This window comes from Streptomyces himalayensis subsp. himalayensis, from assembly GCF_013778455.1.
GTDB lineage: Bacteria > Actinomycetota > Actinomycetes > Streptomycetales > Streptomycetaceae > Streptomyces > Streptomyces himalayensis.
This window is the reverse complement of record NZ_JACEHE010000002.1, coordinates 219750-242360: the sequence shown is the minus strand read 5'-3', so window position 1 is coordinate 242360 and position 22611 is coordinate 219750. Positions and strand designations below refer to the sequence as shown.

At 70.7% G+C, this 22611-nt stretch carries 19 protein-coding genes and 1 pseudogene; 16 read left to right on the top strand and 4 right to left on the bottom strand.

All coding sequences use genetic code 11. From position 1 onward, the window contains the following. The first annotated feature begins 40 nt into the window (after positions 1-40). Complete coding sequence (clpB, locus tag H1D24_RS04830) at positions 41-2638, top strand: ATP-dependent chaperone ClpB (RefSeq protein WP_181656103.1); 2598 nt, start codon at positions 41-43, stop codon at positions 2636-2638. A gap of 236 nt (positions 2639-2874) precedes the next feature. Then, positions 2875-3402, top strand: a complete 528-nt coding sequence (locus tag H1D24_RS04825; protein ID WP_181656102.1) for a YbjN domain-containing protein — start codon at positions 2875-2877, stop codon at positions 3400-3402. 9 nt (positions 3403-3411) lie between these two features. Here H1D24_RS04825 and H1D24_RS04820 read toward each other — a convergent pair whose 3' ends face one another. Both H1D24_RS04820 and H1D24_RS04815 read right to left on the bottom strand, forming a co-directional pair. Beyond that, entirely contained in the window at positions 3412-4524 is a 1113-nt protein-coding gene (locus H1D24_RS04820; RefSeq protein ID WP_181656101.1) for a putative hexosyltransferase, read from the bottom strand. Between the two features lie 185 nt (positions 4525-4709). Further along, complete coding sequence (locus tag H1D24_RS04815; RefSeq protein WP_181656100.1) at positions 4710-5963, bottom strand: pyridoxal phosphate-dependent aminotransferase; 1254 nt, start codon at positions 5961-5963, stop codon at positions 4710-4712. A gap of 877 nt (positions 5964-6840) precedes the next feature. On the opposite strand from H1D24_RS04815, the gene H1D24_RS04810 reads away from it, so the two are divergent. The 14 genes from H1D24_RS04810 (at position 6841) to H1D24_RS04745 (ending at position 21044) form a co-directional block, all read left to right on the top strand. Beyond that, positions 6841-7359, top strand: coding sequence for a DUF2617 family protein (locus tag H1D24_RS04810; RefSeq protein WP_181656099.1), 519 nt, complete (start codon positions 6841-6843; stop codon positions 7357-7359). Positions 7360-7605: 246 nt separating this feature from the next. Continuing rightward, positions 7606-9255: a polyamine aminopropyltransferase gene (locus tag H1D24_RS04805; protein ID WP_181656098.1), complete on the top strand. Its 1650-nt coding sequence runs from the start codon at positions 7606-7608 to the stop codon at positions 9253-9255. 230 nt (positions 9256-9485) lie between these two features. After that, the gene (locus H1D24_RS04800) at positions 9486-10397 is read left to right on the top strand and encodes an SRPBCC domain-containing protein (protein ID WP_181656097.1); all 912 of its coding nucleotides are present in this window, start codon (positions 9486-9488) and stop codon (positions 10395-10397) included. A 123-nt stretch (positions 10398-10520) separates the two neighbouring features. Beyond that, positions 10521-11309, top strand: a complete 789-nt coding sequence (locus H1D24_RS04795; protein WP_181656096.1) for an aldose epimerase family protein — start codon at positions 10521-10523, stop codon at positions 11307-11309. Between the two features lie 43 nt (positions 11310-11352). Beyond that, positions 11353-11901: an orotate phosphoribosyltransferase gene (gene pyrE, locus H1D24_RS04790; RefSeq protein WP_181656095.1), complete on the top strand. Its 549-nt coding sequence runs from the start codon at positions 11353-11355 to the stop codon at positions 11899-11901. A gap of 262 nt (positions 11902-12163) precedes the next feature. After that, positions 12164-13186 (top strand): class II fructose-bisphosphate aldolase, encoded by a 1023-nt coding sequence (gene fbaA / locus H1D24_RS04785; RefSeq protein WP_181656094.1) that lies wholly within the window; start codon positions 12164-12166, stop codon positions 13184-13186. Between the two features lie 102 nt (positions 13187-13288). After that, on the top strand, positions 13289-13702 hold the full coding sequence (locus H1D24_RS04780; protein ID WP_181656093.1) for a DUF3151 domain-containing protein: 414 nt from the start codon (positions 13289-13291) through the stop codon (positions 13700-13702). 154 nt (positions 13703-13856) lie between these two features. Then, on the top strand, positions 13857-14702 hold the full coding sequence (locus H1D24_RS04775; protein WP_181656092.1) for a tryptophan 2,3-dioxygenase family protein: 846 nt from the start codon (positions 13857-13859) through the stop codon (positions 14700-14702). Continuing rightward, positions 14695-15957 carry a kynureninase gene (gene kynU, locus H1D24_RS04770; RefSeq protein ID WP_181656091.1) on the top strand — a complete coding sequence of 421 codons (1263 nt, stop codon included), beginning with the start codon at positions 14695-14697 and terminating at the stop codon, positions 15955-15957. The genes H1D24_RS04775 and kynU overlap by 8 nt, the downstream gene beginning before the upstream one ends. Before the next feature lie 121 nt (positions 15958-16078). Next, the gene (locus tag H1D24_RS04765) at positions 16079-16948 is read left to right on the top strand and encodes an alpha/beta hydrolase (RefSeq protein WP_181656090.1); all 870 of its coding nucleotides are present in this window, start codon (positions 16079-16081) and stop codon (positions 16946-16948) included. Between the two features lie 123 nt (positions 16949-17071). Beyond that, positions 17072-18433: a sensor histidine kinase gene (locus H1D24_RS04760; protein ID WP_258563828.1), complete on the top strand. Its 1362-nt coding sequence runs from the start codon at positions 17072-17074 to the stop codon at positions 18431-18433. Beyond that, positions 18430-19095 (top strand): response regulator, encoded by a 666-nt coding sequence (locus H1D24_RS04755; protein WP_181656088.1) that lies wholly within the window; start codon positions 18430-18432, stop codon positions 19093-19095. The genes H1D24_RS04760 and H1D24_RS04755 overlap by 4 nt, the downstream gene beginning before the upstream one ends. Positions 19096-19133: 38 nt before the next feature. Beyond that, positions 19134-20351, top strand: coding sequence for a cytochrome P450 (locus H1D24_RS04750; protein ID WP_181656087.1), 1218 nt, complete (start codon positions 19134-19136; stop codon positions 20349-20351). Positions 20352-20438: 87 nt separating this feature from the next. Further along, entirely contained in the window at positions 20439-21044 is a 606-nt protein-coding gene (locus H1D24_RS04745; RefSeq protein ID WP_181656086.1) for a Uma2 family endonuclease, read from the top strand. A 64-nt stretch (positions 21045-21108) separates the two neighbouring features. On the opposite strand, the pseudogene H1D24_RS04740 reads toward H1D24_RS04745, so the two are convergent. After that, positions 21109-21273: pseudogene (locus tag H1D24_RS04740) on the bottom strand (efflux permease Rv1217c-related protein); the annotation flags it as partial. A 10-nt stretch (positions 21274-21283) separates the two neighbouring features. Continuing rightward, on the bottom strand, positions 21284-22507 hold the full coding sequence (locus tag H1D24_RS04735) for a diacylglycerol kinase family protein (RefSeq protein WP_181656085.1): 1224 nt from the start codon (positions 22505-22507) through the stop codon (positions 21284-21286). Between the last annotated feature and the right edge of the window lie 104 nt (positions 22508-22611).

Sequence of the window (22611 nt, the reverse complement as noted above, 5' to 3'; positions counted from 1 at the left end):
CAGCTTGAGGATGGCCTGACGCAAGGAGGAGACAGCGAACGTGGACGCCGAGCTGACGAACAGGAGCCGGGACGCGCTGGGCGCGGCGAGCAACCGGGCCGTGACCGACGGGCATCCGGATCTGACCCCTGCCCACCTGCTGCTCGCGCTGCTCGAGGGGCAGGACAACGAGAACATCACCGACCTGCTCGCGGCGGTCGAGGCCGACATGGCCGCCGTGCGCGCGGGTACCGAACGCCTGCTCTCCGCGCTGCCCAGCGTCACCGGCTCCACCGTCGCACCGCCGCAGCCCAACCGTGACCTGCTGGCCGTCATCGCCGACGCCACGGAGCGCGCGAAGGAGCTGGGCGACGACTACATCTCCACGGAGCACCTGCTCATCGGCATCGCCGCCAAGGGCGGCCAGGCCGGGGACGTACTCTCCCAACAGGGCGCAAGCGCCAAGAAACTGCTGGACGCGTTCCAGAAGACCAGGGGAGGGCGCCGCGTGACCACACCGGACCCGGAGGGCCAGTACAAGGCCCTGGAGAAGTTCGGCACCGACTTCACCGCGGCCGCGCGCGAGGGCAAGCTCGACCCCGTCATCGGGCGGGACCAGGAGATCCGGCGCGTGGTGCAGGTGCTGTCCCGCCGTACGAAGAACAACCCCGTGCTCATCGGCGAGCCCGGCGTCGGCAAGACGGCCGTCGTCGAGGGGCTGGCCCAGCGCATCGTGAAGGGCGACGTACCCGAGTCCCTCAAGAACAAGCGGCTCGTCGCGCTCGACCTCGGCGCCATGGTGGCCGGGGCGAAGTACCGCGGCGAGTTCGAGGAACGCCTGAAGACCGTCCTCGCCGAGATCAAGGACTCCGACGGGCAGATCATCACGTTCATCGACGAGCTGCACACCGTCGTGGGCGCGGGCGCCGGAGGCGACTCCTCCATGGATGCGGGCAACATGCTCAAGCCCATGCTGGCGCGCGGCGAGCTGCGCATGGTGGGCGCGACGACGCTCGACGAGTACCGCGAACGCATCGAGAAGGACCCGGCCCTGGAGCGCCGCTTCCAGCAGGTCCTGGTCGCCGAGCCCACCGTCGAGGACACCATCGCGATCCTCCGCGGCCTCAAGGGGCGGTACGAGGCGCACCACAAGGTGCAGATCGCGGACAGCGCCCTCGTGGCCGCCGCGGCCCTCTCCGACCGGTACATCACCTCGCGGTTCCTCCCCGACAAGGCCATCGACCTCGTCGACGAGGCCGCGTCCCGGCTCCGTATGGAGATCGACTCCTCGCCCGTCGAGATCGACGAGCTCCAGCGCGCCGTCGACCGGCTGAAGATGGAGGAGCTCGCGCTGGAGAAGGAGACCGATCCGGCCTCCCGCGAGCGCCTCGAGAAGCTGCGCCGCGACCTTGCCGACAAGGAGGAGGAGCTGCGCGGGCTGACCGCACGCTGGGAGAAGGAGAAGCAGTCCCTCAACCGCGTCGGTGAGCTGAAGGAGAAGCTCGACGACCTGCGCGGCCAGGCCGAACGCGCCCAGCGCGACGGCGACTTCGACACCGCGTCCAAGCTGCTGTACGGCGAGATCCCGGCCCTGGAGCGCGATCTGGAGGCCGCGTCCGAGGCCGAGGAGGAGGTCGCCAAGGACACCATGGTCAAGGACGAGGTCGGCCCCGACGACATCGCGGAGGTGGTCGGCGCCTGGACCGGCATCCCCGCAGGCCGTCTCCTCGAGGGCGAGACGCAGAAGCTGCTGCGCATGGAGGACGAGATCGGCAGGCGCCTCATCGGCCAGACCGAGGCCGTACGGGCGGTCTCCGACGCCGTGCGCCGCACCCGCGCCGGCATCGCCGACCCGGACCGGCCCACGGGCTCGTTCCTCTTCCTCGGCCCGACGGGCGTCGGCAAGACGGAGCTGGCCAAGGCCCTCGCGGACTTCCTGTTCGACGACGAGCGGGCCATGGTCCGCATCGACATGAGCGAGTACGGCGAGAAGCACAGCGTCGCCCGTCTCGTCGGCGCTCCTCCCGGCTACGTCGGCTATGAGGAGGGCGGCCAGCTCACCGAGGCCGTACGCCGTCGTCCGTACTCCGTGATCCTGCTGGACGAGGTCGAGAAGGCGCACCCCGAGGTCTTCGACATCCTGCTGCAGGTCCTCGACGACGGGCGGCTGACCGACGGCCAGGGGCGGACGGTGGACTTCCGCAACACCATCCTCGTCCTGACCTCGAACCTCGGCAGCCAGTTCCTCGTCGATCCGACGACCGGCGAGCAGGAGAAGAAAGAGCAGGTCCTGGAGATCGTCCGCGCGTCCTTCAAGCCGGAGTTCCTCAACCGGCTCGACGACATCGTGGTCTTCTCCGCCCTGGACAAGGACGAGCTGCAGCGCATCGCCAGGCTCCAGATCGACCGGCTCGCCAAGCGGCTCGCGGAACGGCGCCTCACGCTGGAGGTCACGCCCGAGGCACTGGCCTGGCTCGCGGACGAGGGCAACGACCCGGCGTACGGAGCACGGCCGCTGCGCCGCCTCGTGCAGACCGCCATCGGCGACCGGCTCGCGAAGGAGATCCTCGCCGGCGAGGTCAAGGACGGCGACACGGTCCGCGTGGACACTTTCGGCGACGGACTGCTGGTCGGCCCGGCCACCGGCAAGACCCTCTGAGCGCCTGTCCGGCCACCGCCCGGACGGTCTGAGCGCCACCTGTCCGGCCGCCGCCCGGACCCTCTGAGCGCCACCTGTCCGGCCGCCGCCCGGACCGTCTGAACACGGGTCCGGGCCACCGGCGGGACGCTCTCAGCGGAATCCGGCCACAGAACCCGAACCACCGGGGGCGGGGCTTGCCATGCCCCGCCCCTCCTGAGGGAGGATGGCGGGATCCGTACGAAGGGAAAATCACGGTGAGCATCGACCCGTCCTCGATTCCGAACTTCGGGGGCCAGCCAGAGCCGCAGCCCCAAGGGCCGGCCGGCCCCGTCGTCCCGGATCAGGACCTCGTGAAGCAGCTCCTCGAGCAGATGGAGCTGAAGTACGTCGTCGACGACGAGGGTGACCTCGCGGCGCCGTGGGAGCAGTTCCGTACGTATTTCATGTTCCGCGGCGAGGGTGACCAGCAGATCTTCTCTGTGCGTACGTTCTACGACCGTCCGCACCAGATCGACGAGAAGCCGCAGCTGCTCGAGTCCATCGACGACTGGAACCGCCGCACCCTGTGGCCCAAGGTGTACAGCCACACGCACGACGACGGCACGGTCCGTCTCATCGGCGAGGCGCAGATGCTGGTCGGCACCGGCGTCAGCCTGGAGCACTTCGTGTCGTCGACCGTCAGCTGGGTGCGGGCCGCCATCGAGTTCGACCGCTGGCTCGTCGAGCAGCTCGGGCTCGAGAAGGAGATCGACAACACCGAGAAGCCCGAGGACGACGAGTAGGGCCGGCAGTCACAGAGGCGTATCCGCGATCGCTACCAGATACGTGCCGTACGCCATGGAGAGCCCGGCCAGGGCGCCGACCACCAGGACGGCGTGCAGGGGCCGGGCTCTCGCCGTTCGTGTGAGCGCGCACGCGAGCGGCAGCAGCAGCGGGAACGCCGGCAGCAGAAAGCGCGGCTTGGACTCGAAGAAGCCCGATCCTGCGACCGTGATGAGCAGCAGGGTGCCGCTGTGGACGAGCAGCGGAAGCGGCGCGTGGTCGGCGATCAGCAGCGCGTACAGGAGTACGGCGGCCGCGACGATCACCATCGTCATGGGGAAGACCATGCGGTCGCCTTCGAGCAGCACATGTCTGACGAAGTCGAGCGAGTCCGCCCCGAAGTCGAAGCGTGAGCCCCAGCCGCGCTGCACCGCGAAGTAGCCGTCGAGCGGATCGCCCTTGCGGAATCCCACCCACAGGACGAAGGCGCACCAGCCGAGCGGCGCGAGCGCGGCGCCCGTCCACAGGGTGCGGGGAACGCGCCCGCGGCGCTTCCAGGCCTCCCACCCGGCCGCGGCGATGACCGCGGCGGCCACCGCGAACCCGTTCGGCCGTGAGGCCCCGGCGAGCGCCGCCAGAGTCCCCGCCCACAGCCAGCGCCCGGTGAGCACCGCGTACAGCGACCAGGCGGCGAAGGCGGTGAGCACGGGTTCGGTGTACGCCATGGAGAGGACGACCGAGTGGGGGAGCAGACCCCACAGAAGGACCAGCATGGTGGCCACGCCGTGTCCGTGGAGCAGCACCCCGACCCGGTACATGCCCCATGCGGCGGCCATGGCGGCCGCCCATGAGACCAGCAGTCCAGCGGCGCCTCCGCTCAGCGGGACGACGGCGGTGACGGTCCGTACGAGGGCGGGATAGAGCGGGAAGAACGCCAGGTCGCTGTGGACGACACCCGGCTCGAAGTGCAGGGTCCGGCCGTACCCGTTGGTGGCGATCCCGAGGTACCAGAGGGAGTCCCAGGAGCGCCCCAGCAGCGCGAACGTGCTCTTTCCGGTGAGGTGCGCGGTGGCGGCGAGGACGAGCACGCCGCACAGCCGGGCCGCGACGAACAGCCCGAGAGCCGTGGCCGCCGTCGCCATGAGGCGTTCCGTCCGGGGCCCCACCAGGCGCCTGAGGCGCTGCGGGACGAACGGTTGGGCACAACTCGCGGTACCGGCCGCCTCGAGCGGAGCAGGGGCAACAGTGCGCGTGAAGGTCACATCCGCACCCTCCGTCGACCGACACGCCAGCGCGAGCGGAAATCCCCCAATAGGGTGCGCGGCCCCTACGACCTCAGGCGCTTCACGGCCTCCTCGAGAACCTCCCTCTGCTTGCAGAACGCGAAGCGGACGAAGGGCGCACCCGCGGCCCTGTGGTCGTAGAACACGGCATTCGGGATGGCGACGACCCCGGCGCGCTCAGGCAGGGCCCGGCAGAACGCGAAGCCGTCGGACTCGCCAAGCGGCCGGATGTCGGTCGTCACGAAGTACGTGCCGGCCGGCTGGTAGACGGCGAATCCCGCCTCCCTGAGCCCCTCGCTGAGCAGGTCGCGCTTGGCCTGCATGTCCTGACGGAAGCTCTCGAAGTACGTGTCGGGAAGCGCGAGCGCCTCGGCGACCGCGTACTGGAACGGCCCCGACGAGACGTACGTCAGGAACTGCTTGGCCGAGCGGACCGCCCCGATCAGCTCCGGCGATCCCGTCACCCAGCCGACCTTCCAGCCCGTGAACGAGAACGTCTTGCCCGCGGAACCGATGGTGACTGTGCGCTCACGCATCCCCGGGAACGTGGCGAGCGGGATGTGCTCCGCGTCGTCGAAGACCAGATGCTCGTAGACCTCGTCCGTGACCACGAGGAGATCGCGCTCCACGGCCAGCTCCGCGATCGCGGTGAGCTCCTCGCGGGTGAGGACCGTGCCGGTCGGGTTGTGAGGGGTGTTGATCAGTAGCACGCGCGTGCGATCCGTGACCGCGTCACGCAGCTCGTCGAGATCCAGCCGGAAGCTCCGGGCAGCGTCGTCCATGTCCCCGTCGGGGCCCTCGGGCGCCTCCTCGTGCGGGCGCAGCGTCACGGGCACGCGGGTGCCGCCCGCCATCGCGATGCACGCGGCGTACGAGTCGTAGTAGGGCTCGAGCGCCACCACCTCGTCGCCCGGCTCGAGGAGCGCCAGCAGCGAGGCGGCGATGGCCTCGGTCGCGCCCGCCGTGACGAGGACCTCGGTGTCGGGGTCGTACGAGAGCCCGTACCGCCGCTGCTGGTGCGCGGCGACGGCCTGGCGCAGCTCCGGCACGCCCGGGCCCGGCGGGTACTGGTTGCCGCGCCCGTCGCGCAGCGCCCTGACCGCGGCCTCGCGGACCTCCTCCGGGCCGTCGGTGTCGGGGAAGCCCTGGCCGAGGTTGATCGAGCCGGTCCGTACGGCGAGAGCGGACATCTCCGCGAAGATCGTCGTACCGAACTCGGCAAGACGGCGGTTGAGCAGCGGGCGTCGTCCCGTGCCGGAAGCGGCGGGGGCGCCGGAAGAGGAGGTCATGACGGCCATCCTGCGCCGAAGCTCTGGACTTGCTCAACTCTGCTTTGGCTTCGACAGGCCGGGGGCATCCCCATGCCACGCAGAAAGCGGAGACCCACGGGGGCCTGCTTCGGGGGAATGAGAGGAGGGGTGAAGCCATGGCAGTAGGCATCATCCTGGTGGCAGTGATCGCGGTCGTGATCGTCCTCGTGATCGGGGCGGCGAAACTGGGCGGCAGCAGCACTCCCGTCCGGAAAGGTTCACGTTCGCGGGGTTCGTCGGACACCGCCTCGTGGGCCGGTGATTCAGGCGGGTCGTCGTCCTGCAGCAGCGGCTCGTCCTGCGGGGGCGGGTCCTCGTGCGGCGGTGGAGGCGGCTGCGGAGGCGGCAGCTGAGGCCGGTCGCTCATGAGGTCGGCTGACACGGGGGCGACTGGAACGCGCTACACAGCGTTGCGAATACCCGGGACGCGAAGGGCGGTTCCCGGCGCGAATCCGGGCTGCTGGAGCGCGCTACATCTGTACGTGACACACCCGTACGTGCGACGCCGGTTCGCCGTGTGAAGCGGTCCGGCCGTGGAGTGCAGAGCAGCGCCCGCAGGGCAAGTCCCCTGCGGGCGCTGCGCAGTTGAACAGGTGAACAGTGGAGCCCTCGCGCGGATGGAAAGCTTTCGAAGTTGGGTAAAAGCGCTGTGACACCGCTGTTGTTCATGATTTCCTTTTAACCGTCAACATAGTCGTCCTTAACCGTCAACACAGCTTTCCGTGACCGTCAACGCAGCCCTCGGGGGACCTTCTCGTGGGCACGAGCCGGCTCACCGGTCGCCCGGTTCCCAACCGGGCCGATCTCCTGGTGTCTCCGGGGCGCGCCGGCCTCCCCCTCATTTGCGTGCTATGCGGAGCCCCCCATGCTCACCACCCTCAACACCGCCTATACCGACACGCGCGCGGCCGACCTGGCCTGGGCCCTCGGAAGGGAGCCGCTCCCCGCGCTCGCCACTCTCGACGTCGAACTTCCCGGCGTCGGCCTGCAGTTGCGGCTCCTGGGTGCCTCCCATCAAGTGCTTCTGGAGGAGGAGCACGGCACCTGCTCGGAGACGGTCGCCTGCATCCCGGGCAGCAGGACACCGCTTCCGCTGGGAGTCGCCAAGCGCGTCGGCGACTGGGAGTACGAGTTCGCGGCGCGCGTCGAGACGCTCTCACCCGGCTCGTTCGCCGGGCGCGCACAGGAGCTCCTGGCGCTGGTCGCCGATCATCCGAACGGCCTGGCAGGCGTCTTTCCCGGCAGTCCTTACGCGTTCACCGCGATGCTGGCGCAGCGCCACGAGGGGCAGGTGCACTGGCGTACGTGGCATGCGTATCCGCAGGAAGGGCAGCTTGTGGCGACGCGTACGCGCGTGGGTGTCAGGGTGCCGGTCGCGTTGTGACGGGCCGCGTCGAGGCCGCCTTGTTGTGAGCGCTTGTCCTCTCGTCCGGCGGCTCCCTCTGCCATGCAGGTCGTGACATTCGTCCTCTTTTGCCTGCTATGCCTTTGTCGGCCTGTTGTGTCCTCGTATGGTGAACGCCCTTGCGTGGCAGTGGTGTTGAGGTGTTGCCGAGTATGCGTTCGCCGCACCAGTTTCCACGCGTGTGGGTGACTGGACGCGGATGTGCGGTGACGTAGCGTTCGCAGGGTGGTCGAAACGTCAGCGCGCGCCGCACCGACGGGCGCCCCGCCCTCCCGGGGAAGACAGAGCCCGGCTCCCCTGCCCGTGCGGTCCGGGACGGGCAGGTCTCTGGTCCTCCTCGGCGCCTTCATCTGCGCGGCCTGTGGTCTTGTATACGAACTCGAACTGGTCGCCATCGCGACCTACTTGACAGGCGACTCCGTCACCCAGACCTCCGTCGTCCTGTCCGTGATGGTCTTCGCCATGGGCATCGGCTCGCTCGCCGCCAAGCGGCTGCGATGCCGGGCGGCGGCCGGATTCGGCGCGATCGAGGCGGTCCTCGCGCTGGTCGGCGGGTGCAGCGCGATGGCGTTGTATGCGGTCTTCGTCTGGACCGGAGGCCTCGGGGGAGCCTGGTCCGGCGGGCCCCGTTATCTGCTGGTGGCATTCGCGCTGCTGATCGGTGTGCTCATCGGCGCCGAAGTGCCGCTTCTGATGGTGCTGATCCAGCGCATCCGGCGGCAGGACGCGGGGGGCGCGGTCGCCGATCTCTTCGCCGCCGACTATGTGGGTGCGCTGATCGGGGGGCTCGCCTTCCCCTTTCTTCTCCTGCCGCTCTGCGGCCAGTTGACGGGTGCGCTGGTCACCGGCGCTGTCAATGCGCTCACCGGCACCGCGCTGGTGTTCGGTCTGTTCCGGCGGGACCTCTCGGTGCGCAGCCGACGCGGGTTGATCGCCGTCAATGCGGCCGTGCTCGGTGTGCTCGCCACGGGCATCGTCCTCGTCGACGACTTCGAGCAGGCGGCACGGGAGGCGCTGTACGGTCCGGATGTGCGGGCCGTCGTCCGGACCGACGAACAGGAGATCGTTCTCACCGGTGGCAGTAACGGTTCTCTGGATCTTTACTTCGACGGGCGCCTGCAGATGAGCAGCCGCGACGAGCGCCGCTATCACGATGCGCTGGTCCACCCCGCAATGAACGGGCCGCACGCGCGCGTGCTCATCCTCGGCGGTGGCGACGGCCTCGCGGCCCGCGAAGTGCTGCGGCATCCCGGGGTGCAGCGGGTCGACGTGGTGGAACTCGACTCGGGCGTCGTGCGGTTGGCGCGCACCGACGCGGCGCTCAGCGCGCTGAACGGGCATGTGTACCGGGATCCGCGGGTGCATGTCATCGACGGCGGCGCCTTCCGCCGGCTGCGCGGCATGGACCGTACGTACGACGTGGTGATCTCGGACCTCCCCGACCCCGCGCTCACGAGGAGCGCGAAGCTCTACTCCCAGGAGTTCTACGGGCTGGCCTCCCGGCTGCTGGCCGAGGAGGGACGGCTCGTGGTCCACGCGGGCTCGGCCGATTCCCGCCCGCGCGTCTTCTGGACGGTCGAGACGACCGTCCGCGCCGCCGGGCTGCGGACCACGCCGTACCGCGTGGAGGGGCGGCTCACCCGCTCCGCGGCCGCGTTCGAGAGCGCGTCGGGCGGTTCGCCCGCGCCGCACGACTGGTCGTTCGTGCTGGCCGGGCGTACGCGGCCGGGCCTGGCGCTCGACCCGTCGGCGCCGCGGCCCGACTCGCTCACCCAGGCCGTGCTGGACGCGGGCGCGCGGGAGCTCGGCCGTACGCGGGTGGACGGCCTGCGGCCTTCCACGTTGGTGCATCCGCGGTACGGGGCGGGGAGCTGAGGGGCTGAGTTCGGCGGGGCGGTGGGGGCGCGGGTGGACGGGTGTTTGGGCTCGGTGGTGGCCGGGGTCTGTGGGGGCCGGGGTGGACGGGTGCTTGGGCTCGGTGGTGGCCGGGGTCGGTGGGTTGCTGGAATGGATGAGTTGGGTTGGTGGGCCGCCGGGTTCGCAATGTGCGGGACTTCTGCGCGACGCAGGTACAGGGGGCGGTTGTCGTGAGTAGGCTCGGCGGCATGGAGCATGAGGTGTTCGTTCCGGTTCCGGTAGAGCCTCTGCGGGAGGTGCTGGGAGACCCCGCGCGGGTCGCCCGCGCGGTCCCCGGGCTCCAACAGGACGCGGGGGAGCCGCCCGTGTCCGGCCGCCTCAAGGTCCGCATCGCCGGCCATACGATCACGTACCGCGGTGCCCTGCGGCTCAGCGGGCAGGCCGACGGTTCGTACGCGGTCGAGGGCGAGGCCACGGAGGCCCGTGGCACCGGCGGTGTCAAACTCGCGCTGATGCTCCGCCTCACCCCTACGGACGGGGGCACGACGCTCACCTTCACCACGAACACGACCGTGGACGGCCGCGCCGCCGAACTCAGTCCCGAGTCGGTGGAGTCGGCGGCGCGACGGCTGCTGAACCGGTTCGGGGAGGGATTGAGGGCGGGCGCCGGTGCCGGGACGGGGTCCGCAGGGGCGGCTGGTGCCGCTTCAGAGGTGCCAGGAGCGTCAGAGGGTGCTGAGGGCGCCGACGACTCCGAGGGCGCGGAGTCAGAGGGTGCTGAGGGAGCCGACGACTCCGAGGGCGCGGAATCGGAGCCCGCCGGGGCGCCCGGGCCCGCGGGTGGACTGCCCGAGGAGGCCCAGGAGCCCGAAGTCTCTGTCTTCGAGGCCGAGGTGCCGCCGTCGTCGCTGGATCCCTTCGTGGAGGACGAGGAGGGGGCGGAGGAGGAGCCTCCGGCGGAGGCCGCGCATGCGCGGCGGACGATGATCGGCCGCAGCGCGGAGGAGGTGGACCACGCTCCGCCGCGCGGTCGGTACGCGCCGGTGCCGGCGCCGGAGTCGATCTCCACCACCGCAACGCTGCGGTGGGTGGCCCCGGCCGCGGCGCTCGTCGTCGCCTCGGCGATCATCGTGACCCGAGCGCTTCGCCGGCGCCGCTGACTCCGGCTCTCTTCCGGCCGGTGGCCGGTTCCGCTGAGCGGCTGGGGCCGCTGACCGTTGGGGCGGCGCCCTGTCCGGGGGACCCGGGCGGCACAGGCCCCCACGACGCGTAGGGTCGGCAACGTGAGTAGTGGAGACATCACGCTGACCGCGGGCAACGCGGAGGTGACCGTGCAGCCCTCCAACGGCTGCCGACTCGGAATTCTGCGGACCGACGGCATCGAACTCCTGCGCCAGGGCGACCGCTACGGCTGCTTCCCCATGGTCCCGTGGTGCGGCCGGATCAAGAACGGCCGCTTCCGGGACGGCGCCGTCGTGCACCAGATGCCGCTCAACGCCGCGCCGCACGCCATCCACGGCACGGCCCGCGACGGCAAGTGGCGGGCGGCCCGTGTGGAGAAGTCGTCGGCCGTGTTCACATACGACCTCGCGGACCCCTGGCCGTACCAGGGACGCGTCAGCCAGGTCGTCGAGCTGGCCGAGGACGCGCTGACGCTGACCATGTCCATCGAGACGTATGAGTCCTCCTTCCCGGCCCAGGCCGGCTGGCACCCCTGGTTCAACCGCAACCTGGGCGGCGAGGACGTACGCCTCGATTTCGCCGCGGCGTGGCAGGAGGAGCGTGGGAGTGATCATCTGCCGACCGGGCGGCGTATCGCGCCGCGGCCCGGTCCCTGGGACGACTGCTTCGGGATGCCCGACGGCGTCGATGTCACCCTGACCTGGCCCGGGCAGCTGGAGCTGAACGTCAAGAGCCGCGAGCAGTGGGTGGTCGTGTACGACGAGCAGAAGGAGGCCGTGTGCGTGGAGCCGCAGACCGGGCCCCCCGACGGCCTCAACTCCACCCCGCGCTTCGTCACCCCTCTTGAGCCGCTGGAGACCGCGACGACCTGGAGCTGGCGGCGCCTCTAGCCGACAGCCTGCACTGCTTTGGCGTGCCTTTAAGCTGACAGACATGAGTGACGTACGCGGCGCGCTGCTGCAGCAGATCAAGGACAAGGCCGTGGTGCACGGCAAGGTGACCCTCTCCTCGGGTCTGGAGGCCGACTACTACGTGGACCTGCGCCGGGTCACCCTTGACGGCGTCGCCGCACCCCTGGTCGGTCAGGTCATGCTCGACCTGACCGCCGAGCTCGACTACGACGCGGTCGGCGGCCTCACCATGGGCGCCGACCCGGTCGCCGCATCGATGCTGCACGCGGCCGCCGCCCGCGGAAAGTCCCTCGACGCGTTCGTCGTACGCAAGGCCGCCAAGGCCCACGGCCTGCAGCGACAGGTCGAGGGTCCGGAGATCAAGGGCCGCCGCGTCCTCGTCGTCGAGGACACGTCGACGACCGGTGGCTCGCCGCTCACCGCCGTCGAGGCGGTCCGGGCGGCCGGTGCCGAGGTGGTCGCCGTGGCGACGATCGTCGACCGCGCGACCGGGGCCGCCGAGAAGATCTCCGAGGGCGCCGGCGTGCCGTATCTCTTCGCCTTCTCCAAGGACGAGCTGGGGCTGGACTGAGGGCCGACCGAGCGGTCCTCACTGAGCGCACGCGGTCGACGTCAACTCGTGACGTGTCGCCATGGGGCGGTCACCAGGCTTCTGACCTGGGGTTTTAGTCGAGGGCGGAAGGTTTCACGTGGAACCTTCCGCCCTTTGCGCGTAGAAGGTCCCATCCGTGGCTGGAGGAATCCGCCAGGTCTGGAAAGATGTGGCACGACGATGACGTCGCCCCCCTAGGTCAGGGCCAAGAAGACACCCGCACATCACAAGGAGCGGACAGATGCCCATCGCAACCCCCGAGGTCTACAACGAGATGCTCGACCGGGCGAAGGCAGGCAAGTTCGCCTACCCGGCCATCAACGTGACGTCCTCGCAGACCCTGCACGCGGCGCTGCGCGGCTTCGCGGAGGCGGAGAGCGACGGCATCATCCAGATCTCCACCGGTGGTGCGGAGTTCCTGGGCGGCCAGTACAAGAAGGACATGGTCACCGGCGCCGTGGCGCTCGCCGAGTTCGCGCACATCGTCGCCGCGAAGTACGACATCACCGTCGCGCTGCACACCGACCACTGCCCGAAGGACAAGCTCGACGGCTACGTCCGCCCGCTGCTCGACATCTCCGCCGAGCGCGTCAAGGCCGGTCAGAACCCTCTCTTCCAGTCGCACATGTGGGACGGCTCCGCCGAGACCCTCGCCGACAACCTGGCCATCGGCCAGGAGCTCCTCGCCAAGGCCGCCGCCGCCAAGATCATCCTCGAGGTGGAGATCACGCCCACCGGCGGTGAGGAGGACGGCGTCAGCCACGAGATCAACGACGAGCTGTACACCACCGTCGAGGACGCGATCCGCACCGCCGAGGCGCTCGGCCTGGGCGAGAAGGGCCGCTACCTGCTGGCCGCCTCCTTCGGCAACGTCCACGGCGTCTACAAGCCGGGCAACGTCGTGCTCCGCCCCGAGCTGCTCAAGGACCTGCAGGCCGGTGTCGCGGCGAAGTACGGCAAGGCCGACCCGTTCGACTTCGTCTTCCACGGCGGTTCCGGCTCCACGGCCGAGGAGATCGCCACCGCCCTGGAGAACGGCGTCGTGAAGATGAACCTCGACACCGACACCCAGTACGCCTTCACGCGGCCCGTCGCGGACCACATGTTCAAGAACTACGACGGTGTCCTGAAGGTCGACGGCGAGGTCGGCTCCAAGAAGACCTACGACCCGCGCACCTGGGGCAAGTCTGCCGAGGCCGGCATGGCCAAGCGCGTCAGCGAGGCCTGCGCCAACCTGCGCTCCGCCGGCACCAAGCTGAAGTAACAGCCTGCATGACCGGCTGATTCGTCGGCCGCCTGTGCGTATCCGGGCCCGGCACCCCCCAGGGGTGCCGGGCCCGTCTGCGCGGCAAGGCAGACTGGGGCCATGGCCATTCACGAGAACCTGCTCGGGGGACCGCCCCCGACCCATCTGCCCGACGACCCGGAGCCCCGTGAGCTCCTGGCGAGCGGTACCGCGCCGGCCGACGTCGCCGCGAAGCACCCGACATCGTCGCTGGCCTGGGCCCAGCTGGCCGACGACGCGTTCCAGGGCGGTCGTGTCGTCGAGTCGTACGCGTACGCACGCACCGGCTACCACCGGGGCCTGGACGCGTTGCGCCGCAGCGGCTGGAGGGGCCACGGCCCCGTGCCGTGGGAGCACGAGCCGAACCGCGGCTTCCTGCGCGCCCTGCACGCCCTCGCCCGCGCCGCGCAGGCGATCGGCGAGCAGGAGGAGTACGAGCGCTGCAGCCAGTTCCTGAAGGACTCCTCGCCGACGGCGGCCCAGACGCTGAGCTGAGTCCCGCGGTGACCCTGAGACCCGCCTGGCCCCTGTGACCAGGCGGGCCTTGCCGTCTCCGGGGACGATTGCGTAAGAATGCGCGGTGGGGACCGGGGCCCCCGTGCCGTCACGGCAGGGGCGGACCGCTACCCGGAGTACGCAGGAGACAGCAATGTCCCACGAGGTCTTCGACGGGGCTCAGGAGCAGCCCGAGACCCCGAACCTCGACTTCGAAGGAACCACCCCTTACGAGGACTACGTCCAGGCGGACGTCCTCACCCACCTCCAGCACCCGCTCTCGGACGATCCGGGAGAGATGGTCTTCCTGGTGACCACCCAGGTCATGGAGCTGTGGTTCACGGTCATCGTGCACGAGTGGGAGACGGCGTCGCGGGCGCTGCGCGAGGACGACCTGCCGGTGGCGCTGGCGGCGCTCAAGAGGTCCGTGCGCGAGCTCGAGGCGCTGAACGCCTCCTGGACGCCGCTCGCCGGGCTGACCCCCGCACAGTTCAACTCGTACCGGTCCGCTCTCGGCGAGGGCTCCGGTTTCCAGTCCGCGATGTACCGGCGGATGGAGTTCCTGCTCGGCGAGAAGTCCGCGTCCATGCTGGTCCCGCACCGGGGCGCGCCGCGCGTGCACGCCGAGCTGGAGAAGGCGCTGCAGCAGCCGAGCCTCTATGACGAGGTGCTGCGGCTGCTGGCGCGCCGCGGGTACGCGATCCCGGCGGAGGTCCTTCAGCGGGACCTGGCGCTGCGCTACGAGCCGTCGGCCGGGGTCGAGGCCGTGTGGACGGAGCTGTACCGCGGCGACCAGGACGCCGAGTTCGTACGGCTCGGCGAGGCGCTCACCGACGTCGCCGAACTGGTGTGGCGCTGGCGCAACGACCATCTCGTCGCCACCCGCAGGGCGATGGGCGCCAAGACCGGCACCGGCGGCTCGGCGGGCGTGGCCTGGCTGGAGAAGCGCGCTTCGAAGAACGTGTTCCCCGAGCTGTGGACGGCGCGCAGCCATGTCTGAGACGTACGAGTTCGCGGAGAAGTACGAGGAGAAGGCGGCGCAGGCCGCCAAGCTGGATGCCGCTGACGGACTGGCGGCCCTGCGCGACCGGTTCGTGCTCGACACCGCGTCTGATCATGCGGGCGGCGCCGCGGGCGTCTATCTGGACGGCAACTCGCTGGGTGCGCTGCCGCGCGCGGTTCCCGGGCGCATCGAGGACGTCGTACGCCGACAGTGGGGCGAGCTGCGCATCCGGTCCTGGGACGAGAGCGGCTGGTGGACGGCGCCGGAGCGGATCGGCGACCGTATCGCGCCGCTGGTCGGGGCCGCGCCCGGGCAGATCGTGGTCGGCGACTCCACGAGCGTCAATGTGTTCAAGGCGCTGGTGGCCGCTGTGCGTATGGCGGGGGAGGGCGGTTCTGCCGGTGCCGCTCCGCGCGACGAGATCGTCGTGGACGCCTCGACGTTCCCGACGGACGGGTACATCGCGGAGTCCGCGGCACGGATGACGGGGTGCCGGATCGTTCCGGTCCTCCCCGCCGACGTGCCGGGCGTTCTCGGTCCGCGTACGGCCGCCGTGCTGCTCAACCACGTCGACTACCGGACGGGCCGGCTGCACGACCTGCCCGGGCTCACCGCCGCCGTGCACGCCGCGGGCGCCCTGGCCGTGTGGGACCTGTGCCACAGCGCGGGCGCGCTGCCCGTGGAACTCGACGCGCACGGTGTGGACCTGGCGGTCGGCTGCACCTACAAGTACCTCAACGGCGGGCCGGGTTCACCTGCGTATCTGTACGTGCGCCGGGAGCTCCAGCCGCGCTTCGACTCGCCGCTGCCGGGCTGGAACTCGCACGCCGAGCCGTTCGGGATGCGTCCCGAGTACGAGGCCGGATCGGGCGCGGTACGGGGCCGGGTCGGCACGCCGGACATCCTGTCCATGCTCGCCCTGGAGGCGGCGCTCGAGGTCTGGGACGGCGTCTCGATCGAGGCGGTGCGGGCCAAGTCGCTCGCGCTGACGGACTTCTTCCTGGAGTGCGTGGACGCGTATGTTCCTCGGGGGCTCGTCGAGTCGGTCACGCCCTCGGCTCATGCGGAACGCGGCAGCCAGGTCGCGCTGCGCTGTGAGGGCGCGGGTGACGTGATGCGGCGTCTCATCGAGCGCGGGGTCGTCGGTGACTACCGTGCGCCGGACATCCTGCGGTTCGGCTTCACACCGCTGTACGTGAGCTTCGCCGAGGTGGAGAGGGCGGCTCGGGTGCTGAGGGACGTGCTGGGCTGACCGGCGCCCGTTGTGGGCAGGCGTTCCGGCAGGGCGCCTGCACACAACGGGGGCGCGGCGGCTGTGTGCCGTGGCGCTGATAATGTCCCGGCCAACCGCCGGAGCGCTGAGAGGTTGGATCATGTCGGAGGACGCCGCGCGTAGCGCCGCCGAGGAAGAGTCGGCCTTCTCGCACCCCGCCGTCCCGCCGGACGCCACCGTCACCTACGGCGACCATCCCGACCATGTGATCGACCTCTATGCGCCCCGAGACGGCGCCCAGTCGGCACCCCTCGTCGTCGTGCTGCACGGCGGCGCCTGGCGTGCCGCGTACGACCGGGCGCACATCACGCCGTTCGCGGACTTCCTGGCCCGCCGGGGCTTCGCCGTCGCCAACGTCGAGTACCGGCGGGGCAGTCTGATCCCCGCGCAGGGCGGCGAAGGGCCCGTCGCCGGGCGCTGGCCGGATACCTTCGACGACGTCGCCGCCGCGCTCGACGCGCTGCCCGCGCTCGTACGCGAGGCGCTGCCGCAGGCGGACCCGCGCCGCACCGTCGTCACGGGGCACTCCGCGGGCGGGCATCTCGCGCTGTGGGCGGCCGCGCGCCATCTCCTCCCCGAGGACGCGCCGTGGCACACCGCGCGGCCCGCGCCGCTGCGCGGTGTCGTCGCGCTCGCGCCGATCGCCGACTTCGCGGTCGCCCGCAAGCTCGACGTGTGCTCGGGCGCGGTGGAGCAACTCCTCGGCGGAGAGGAGACGTTCGCGGAGCGGCTGCCGTATGCCGATCCCGCCGCGCTGCTGCCCACGGGTATCGCCACCACGCTCGTCCAGGGCCGGGGCGACATCGACGTACCGCAGCAGGTCGCTGAGGCGTACGCGGACGCGGCGGCGAAGGCGGGCGAAGTGGTGGGTCTTACGCTGCTGGAGGACGTGGGGCACTTCCCGCTCATCGATCCGGCGGCGGACGCGTGCGCGGTGGTGGCGGAGGAGATCGCGCAGCTCGCGTGGTGAACGCGCCGCCGGATGCCGCCGGTTGTGGGCGCGCGCCGTTCCCGAAACGCCTCCGTAGTACCTGAGACGGACCCTGCAGGACCCTTCTTTCTGCTGACGACTCCGGACGGGCGCGGCCCTACCTTGCTGTACGTGACCGAGACCCGTACCCAGCCCCTCGCGGCGGGCAAGCCGAAGTTCCGCAGTCCCGAGTACCACCTCGCCGTGGAGTTGCTCGGCGGACTGCGCAGTGACCTGTTCCATGACGCGCTCGCGTACCGACTGCTGCCTCCGATGAGCACCGACGGCCCGCTCGTCCGCCGGCTGCCGCGGCGGCTGCGCAGGTACGCCCCCTGGACGCCGCACGCGTTCGTGGCGGCGATCGCGCTGCTGACGCTGATCATCGGGATCGAATCGCACGACACCGGCGGTATCGCCGGCCTGCTGATCGGCTTCATACCCGCGATCGCGATTCTGGCGACCCTGGTCCGGCCGGTCGCTGCGTTCTGGCTGTCACTCGCGACGACACCGGTCCTGAGTAGCCTCGAGGGCTTCTGGAGCGCATGGCCGTGGCCGCCCAGCGCGTTCATCGGGCACTTGGTGGTGCTGACGGTCGTGGCGGCCAGGACGCGGCCGCGCACCGGCGGCTGGATGTGGGCGATGACCGGCCTGTACGGGCTGTCGGTCGAGGTCTTCCTGTCGCGCGGCCATAGCTCCAACACCGTGCCGTTCCTCTTCGTCTCCGCGCTGGGCCTGCTGGTCGTCACCGTCCGGCACGTGCGCCGGGAGGCGGCGGAGGAGGTCACCGCGCAGCAGACCGTCACCGCACACGAACGCTCCAAGCGCACCCTCCTGGAGGAGCGCACCACCATCGCCCGCGAGCTCCACGACGTCGTCGCGCACCACATGTCGGTGGTCGCCATCCAGGCGGAGGCCGCACCGTACCGCGTCGAGAACCCGCCGCCCGAGCTGGCGCAGGCCTTCGCGACGATCCGCGAGAACGCGGTGGCCGCGCTCACCGAACTGCGTCGCGTCCTCGGTGTCGTACGGGCCGAGGACTACGAGGCGCCCGACGCCCCGCAGCCCACCCTCGCCGACCTCGACGCGCTGCTCGCCAATGTGCGGGACGCGGGCCTGCCCGTGGAGAAGACGGTCACCGGAGCCGTCCGTGAACTGCCGGGGGGCGTCGAGCTGTCCGCGTACCGCATCGTGCAGGAGGCGCTCAGCAACGCGCTGCGGCATGCGCCCGGCTCGAGCGCGCGTGTCGAGATCGGTTATGTCATCGGCGGCCTCGGCCTGCGCGTCGTCAACGGCCCTTCGCCCACGCCCACGCTGGTGAAGTCCACGCACGGCGCGGGTCACGGCATCACCGGCATGCGTGAGCGCGTGGCGATGCTGGGCGGCGAGATGACGGCGGAGCCTGTGGCCGACGGCGGCTACGAGGTGACGGTCTTCCTTCCCGTCCCCGCCGTGGAGGAGCCCGCAGCGGAAGGGGGCCGGCGGTGACCATCCGGGTGCTGATCGCCGACGACCAGATGATGGTGCGCGAGGGCTTCTCGGTCCTGCTGAACGCGATGCCGGACATCGAGGTCGCAGGAGAGGCCGTCAACGGCCGTGAAGCCGTCCAGCGGGTACGGGAGCTCGCGCCCGACGTGGTCCTGATGGACATCCGTATGCCGGAGATGAACGGCATCGAGGCGACGCGCGAGATCGTGGCGGCGGACGGCGCCGCCAAGGTGCTGGTGCTGACGACGTTCGACCTCGACGAGTACGTCTACCAGGCACTGCGCGCCGGGGCCTCCGGCTTTCTGCTCAAGGACGCCTCGGCCCGGCAGCTCGCCGACGGTGTACGCGTCGTGGCGGAAGGTGAGGCGCTGCTCGCGCCGAGCGTCACCAAGCGGCTGATCACCGAGTTCTCGAAGCTCGCGGACGCACCGACGCTCCCGGCGGTGAGCCGCGGCGCGTACGGGGAGCTCACCGAGCGGGAGACGGAGGTGCTGGTGCTGATCGCGCAGGGGCTCTCCAACGCCGAGATCGCCGAGCGGCTGGTGGTGGCCGAGTCGACGATCAAGACGCATGTGAGCCGGGTGCTGGTGAAGCTGGGGCTGCGGGACCGTACGCAGGCGGCGGTGTTCGCTTACGAAGCGCGACTCGTCACCCCGGGGTGACCCTTCCCGCTCCGCCGGGAAGCGGTTAGCGTCCCGGCATGGACGCACTGTTCGACCTGTTCGACCCCTGGTCGCCCGCCTTCGTCGCCGACCCCTATCCCGCCTACGCGGAGCTGCGCGCCCGCGGCCGAGTGCACTACTACGAGCCCACGAACCAGTGGCTGGTCCCGCGCCACGCAGACGTCACCGCATTGCTGCGCGACCGGCGGTTGGGGCGCACCTACCAGCACCGCTTCTCGCACGAGGAGTTCGGCCGGCAGGCCCCTCGGGCCGAGCACGAGCCGTTCCACGTGCTCAACGACCACGGGATGCTCGACCTCGAGCCGCCGGACCACACCCGTATCCGCCGCCTGGTCTCCAAGGCTTTCACGCCGCGTACCGTCGAGCAGTTGCGTCCGTATGTGCACCGGCTCGCCTCCGAGCTGGTCGCCGGGCTGGTCGCGGAGGGCGGCGGTGATCTGCTGACCGCCGTCGCCGAGCCGCTGCCGGTGGCCGTCATCGCGGAGATGCTCGGCATCCCCGAGGCGGACCGGCCGCAGCTGCGGCCCTGGTCGGCGGACATCTGCGGGATGTACGAGCTGAACCCGCCGGAGGAGACGGCCCAACGCGCGGTTCAGGCGTCGGTCGAGTTCTCCGCGTATCTCAGGGAGCTGATCGAGGCGCGGCGCAAGGAGCCGGGTGAGGACCTGATCTCCGGGCTCATCGCCGCGTACGACGAGGGCGAAAGGCTCACCGAGCAGGAGATGATCTCCACCTGTGTGCTGCTGCTGAACGCGGGGCACGAGGCCACGGTCAACGCCACCGTCAACGGCTGGTGGGCGCTGTTCCAGCACCCCGACCAGCTCGCCGCCCTGCGCGCCGACCGCTCGCTGCTGTCCACAGCTGTGGAGGAACTGCTGCGCTACGACACCCCGCTCCAGCTCTTCGAACGGTGGGTGCTCGACGACATCGAGATAGGCGGTACGACGATCCCGCGCGGCTCCGAGATCGCCATGCTCTTCGGCTCGGCCAATCGCGACCCGGACGCCTTCGCCGACCCCGACACCCTGGACCTGTCCCGCAAGGACAACCCGCACATCTCGTTCAGCGCGGGCATCCACTACTGCATCGGCGCCCCGCTGGCCCGTATCGAACTTGCCGCGTCCCTGGGAGCGTTGCTGGACCAGGCCCCGACGCTGCGCCCGGCCGCCGAACCGGAGCAGAAGCCGAACTTCGTCATCCGGGGATTGAAGGAGCTGCGGGTCGAGCTCGGCTGATCACCCGATGGGCTGATCACATGCGGAATTCGGTCTGCGGTCTGCCGGGCCTCGGCATCCTGGTGCGCGCCTGCGAAGGAGGGCACCATGACGGTTATGGCAGAGCGCATGTCTCGGACGTCCCAGATGTCGGTGGAGGAGTTCGAGAGGATCGCCGTGATCGCGGCCAAGGAGACCGACGACGCCGTCAGGTTCGAGTTCATCGGCGGACGGATCGGGGTCAAAAAGGTGACGGACGGCGACCACAACACCATCGTGATGTGGCTGACCAGGCGATGCATGCAGGCCCGGTCAGATCTCGACCTGTATCAGGGTCAGGGTCTCAGGGTGGAGAGGTACCGCGAGGGCCGGGCGCGCCCGGACGGAATTCTCGCGCCCGAAGCGCATTTCGCCGGGCACGGCGACTGGGCTGATCCCGCGGGAGTGCTGCTGGTCCTCGAGGTCACTTCGTACGACTCCGACACGGACCTGCGTGACCGGCAGGAGAAGCCTGCGGCGTACGGAGAGGCCGGGATCCCGGTGTACCTGCTGATCGACCGGGACGCCTGCACGGTCACGGTGCACAGCCACCCCGACCGCGAGGATGGAGGCTACCGTGACACCCACACGGTGAAGTTCGGCGAGAAGGTCACCATCCCCGACCCCGTGGGCATCGAGCTCGACACGGAGACCCTCAAGAACTACGTGCGCTGACGGGACGGCACCGTGTCCCGGCCCGTGAGGGGACCGGGACACATTGCGGACACGGCGCCGGCCGTCAAGTCGACAGGTCCCTGCGCCGCAGCCCCGCCGCTGCCAGCGCCGCCGCGATCAGCGTCAGCGCCGCCACCGGCGTCCAGGTCATCTCCGGACCCGGCAGCTTCGGCAGATGGCCGAACGGCGACAGGTTCATCACCGACTGGGGGATGTCGAGCGCCGGGCCGGCCGGATCGCTAGCCCGCGGGCAGCGTGAGCGCCCACGCCCGGGGCAGGACCGTCCACGTACGAGTCCGCACCGGCCCCGTCACCACCGCATCCGCGCGATAGCGGAAATCCGCCCCCGACACGGTGATGCTCCGGCCCACCGCATGAAGGGGTGCGGCCTCTGCCCCCACCGACGAGGGCCGCACCAGGATGCGCGCCCGCCCCGCGGTGGCCGGCGTGACCGAGACGGCTTCGACCGGCTGGTCGAGGTCGATCAGCGTGACGCCGTCCACCTCGATCCGCAGCCGTGCGGGCGCCGCAGTCCGCTGCACCGGTACGGCCTTGGGCGGCCGGACCGTCAGCGTGCGGACGAGCGACTGGCAGGTCGACAGCAGCCAGTGCCCGGCATGTCCGGCGGCCGCGAGCCCGCCCCCGCCGGATCCAGCCCCGCCGGATGCCCCAGCACCGCCAGATGCCCCAGCACCGCCGGATCCCGCAGCGCCATCGGATTCCCCGGCTGCGGGGGACCGCGCGGAGCCGGACAGGCTGGATTCTCCGGTCTCACCTGGTCCGAACCCCTCGGCGCCGCAGCCGTCGGACTTGCCCACCCCACCGAAACCAGGAGAACCAGGACCCGTCGAACCCCTGGAACCCGTGGAACCCTCCGCCCCGCACCCGCGACTTCCCGGCGCCCCGGACCGGCCCAGCCCTACGAACCCGCCGGATCCACCGAACCGCCCGGACCATCCGGACCACCCGTAACCCTCGGACCCGGACCCGGACCCGGTGCCCGCCTCGCCGTCACCCGACGCCCCGGGCTCCCCGCCGACCGGAGGGATCCGCAGATTCCCGAGCACCACCCCGTCCCGGTCGTCCACCAGCAGATCGAGCCGTCGCTCGACGCCCTCCAGTACGGCCCGCGCCGCCGCCACCGCCCCCGTGGGCACCCCGAACGCTTCCGCCAGCGACAGCGAGGCCCCCACCGGCACCAGCGAGAGCACGGCGGAGGCCAGCTCCCGCTCCCGGTGCAGCAGGGCGACCGCGCTCGCCAGGGCCCGGTCGTCGCCGATCACCACGGGTCTCCGGGACCCTCTCCGGGCAAGTGCCCTGGCAAATTCCTCGGGCCCGTCGGGGAGGCAGATTTTCGTCGCCGCACCCGCGCTGAGCACGTCTTTCGCAATCCGTACCGACTCGCCATCGCTGCGCCGGGCCACTGGATCGATCACCACCAGCAGCTGGTCGGAAGCCGCCACCTCGGTCCTGCCTCGCTTCCTCGGGTAGCATCTTGGTGCAAGAGCCCCTTTGCGCTATTGCGCCCAGGGGCTTCGTCTATTCCGGGGCACACCGGTACGGGCGG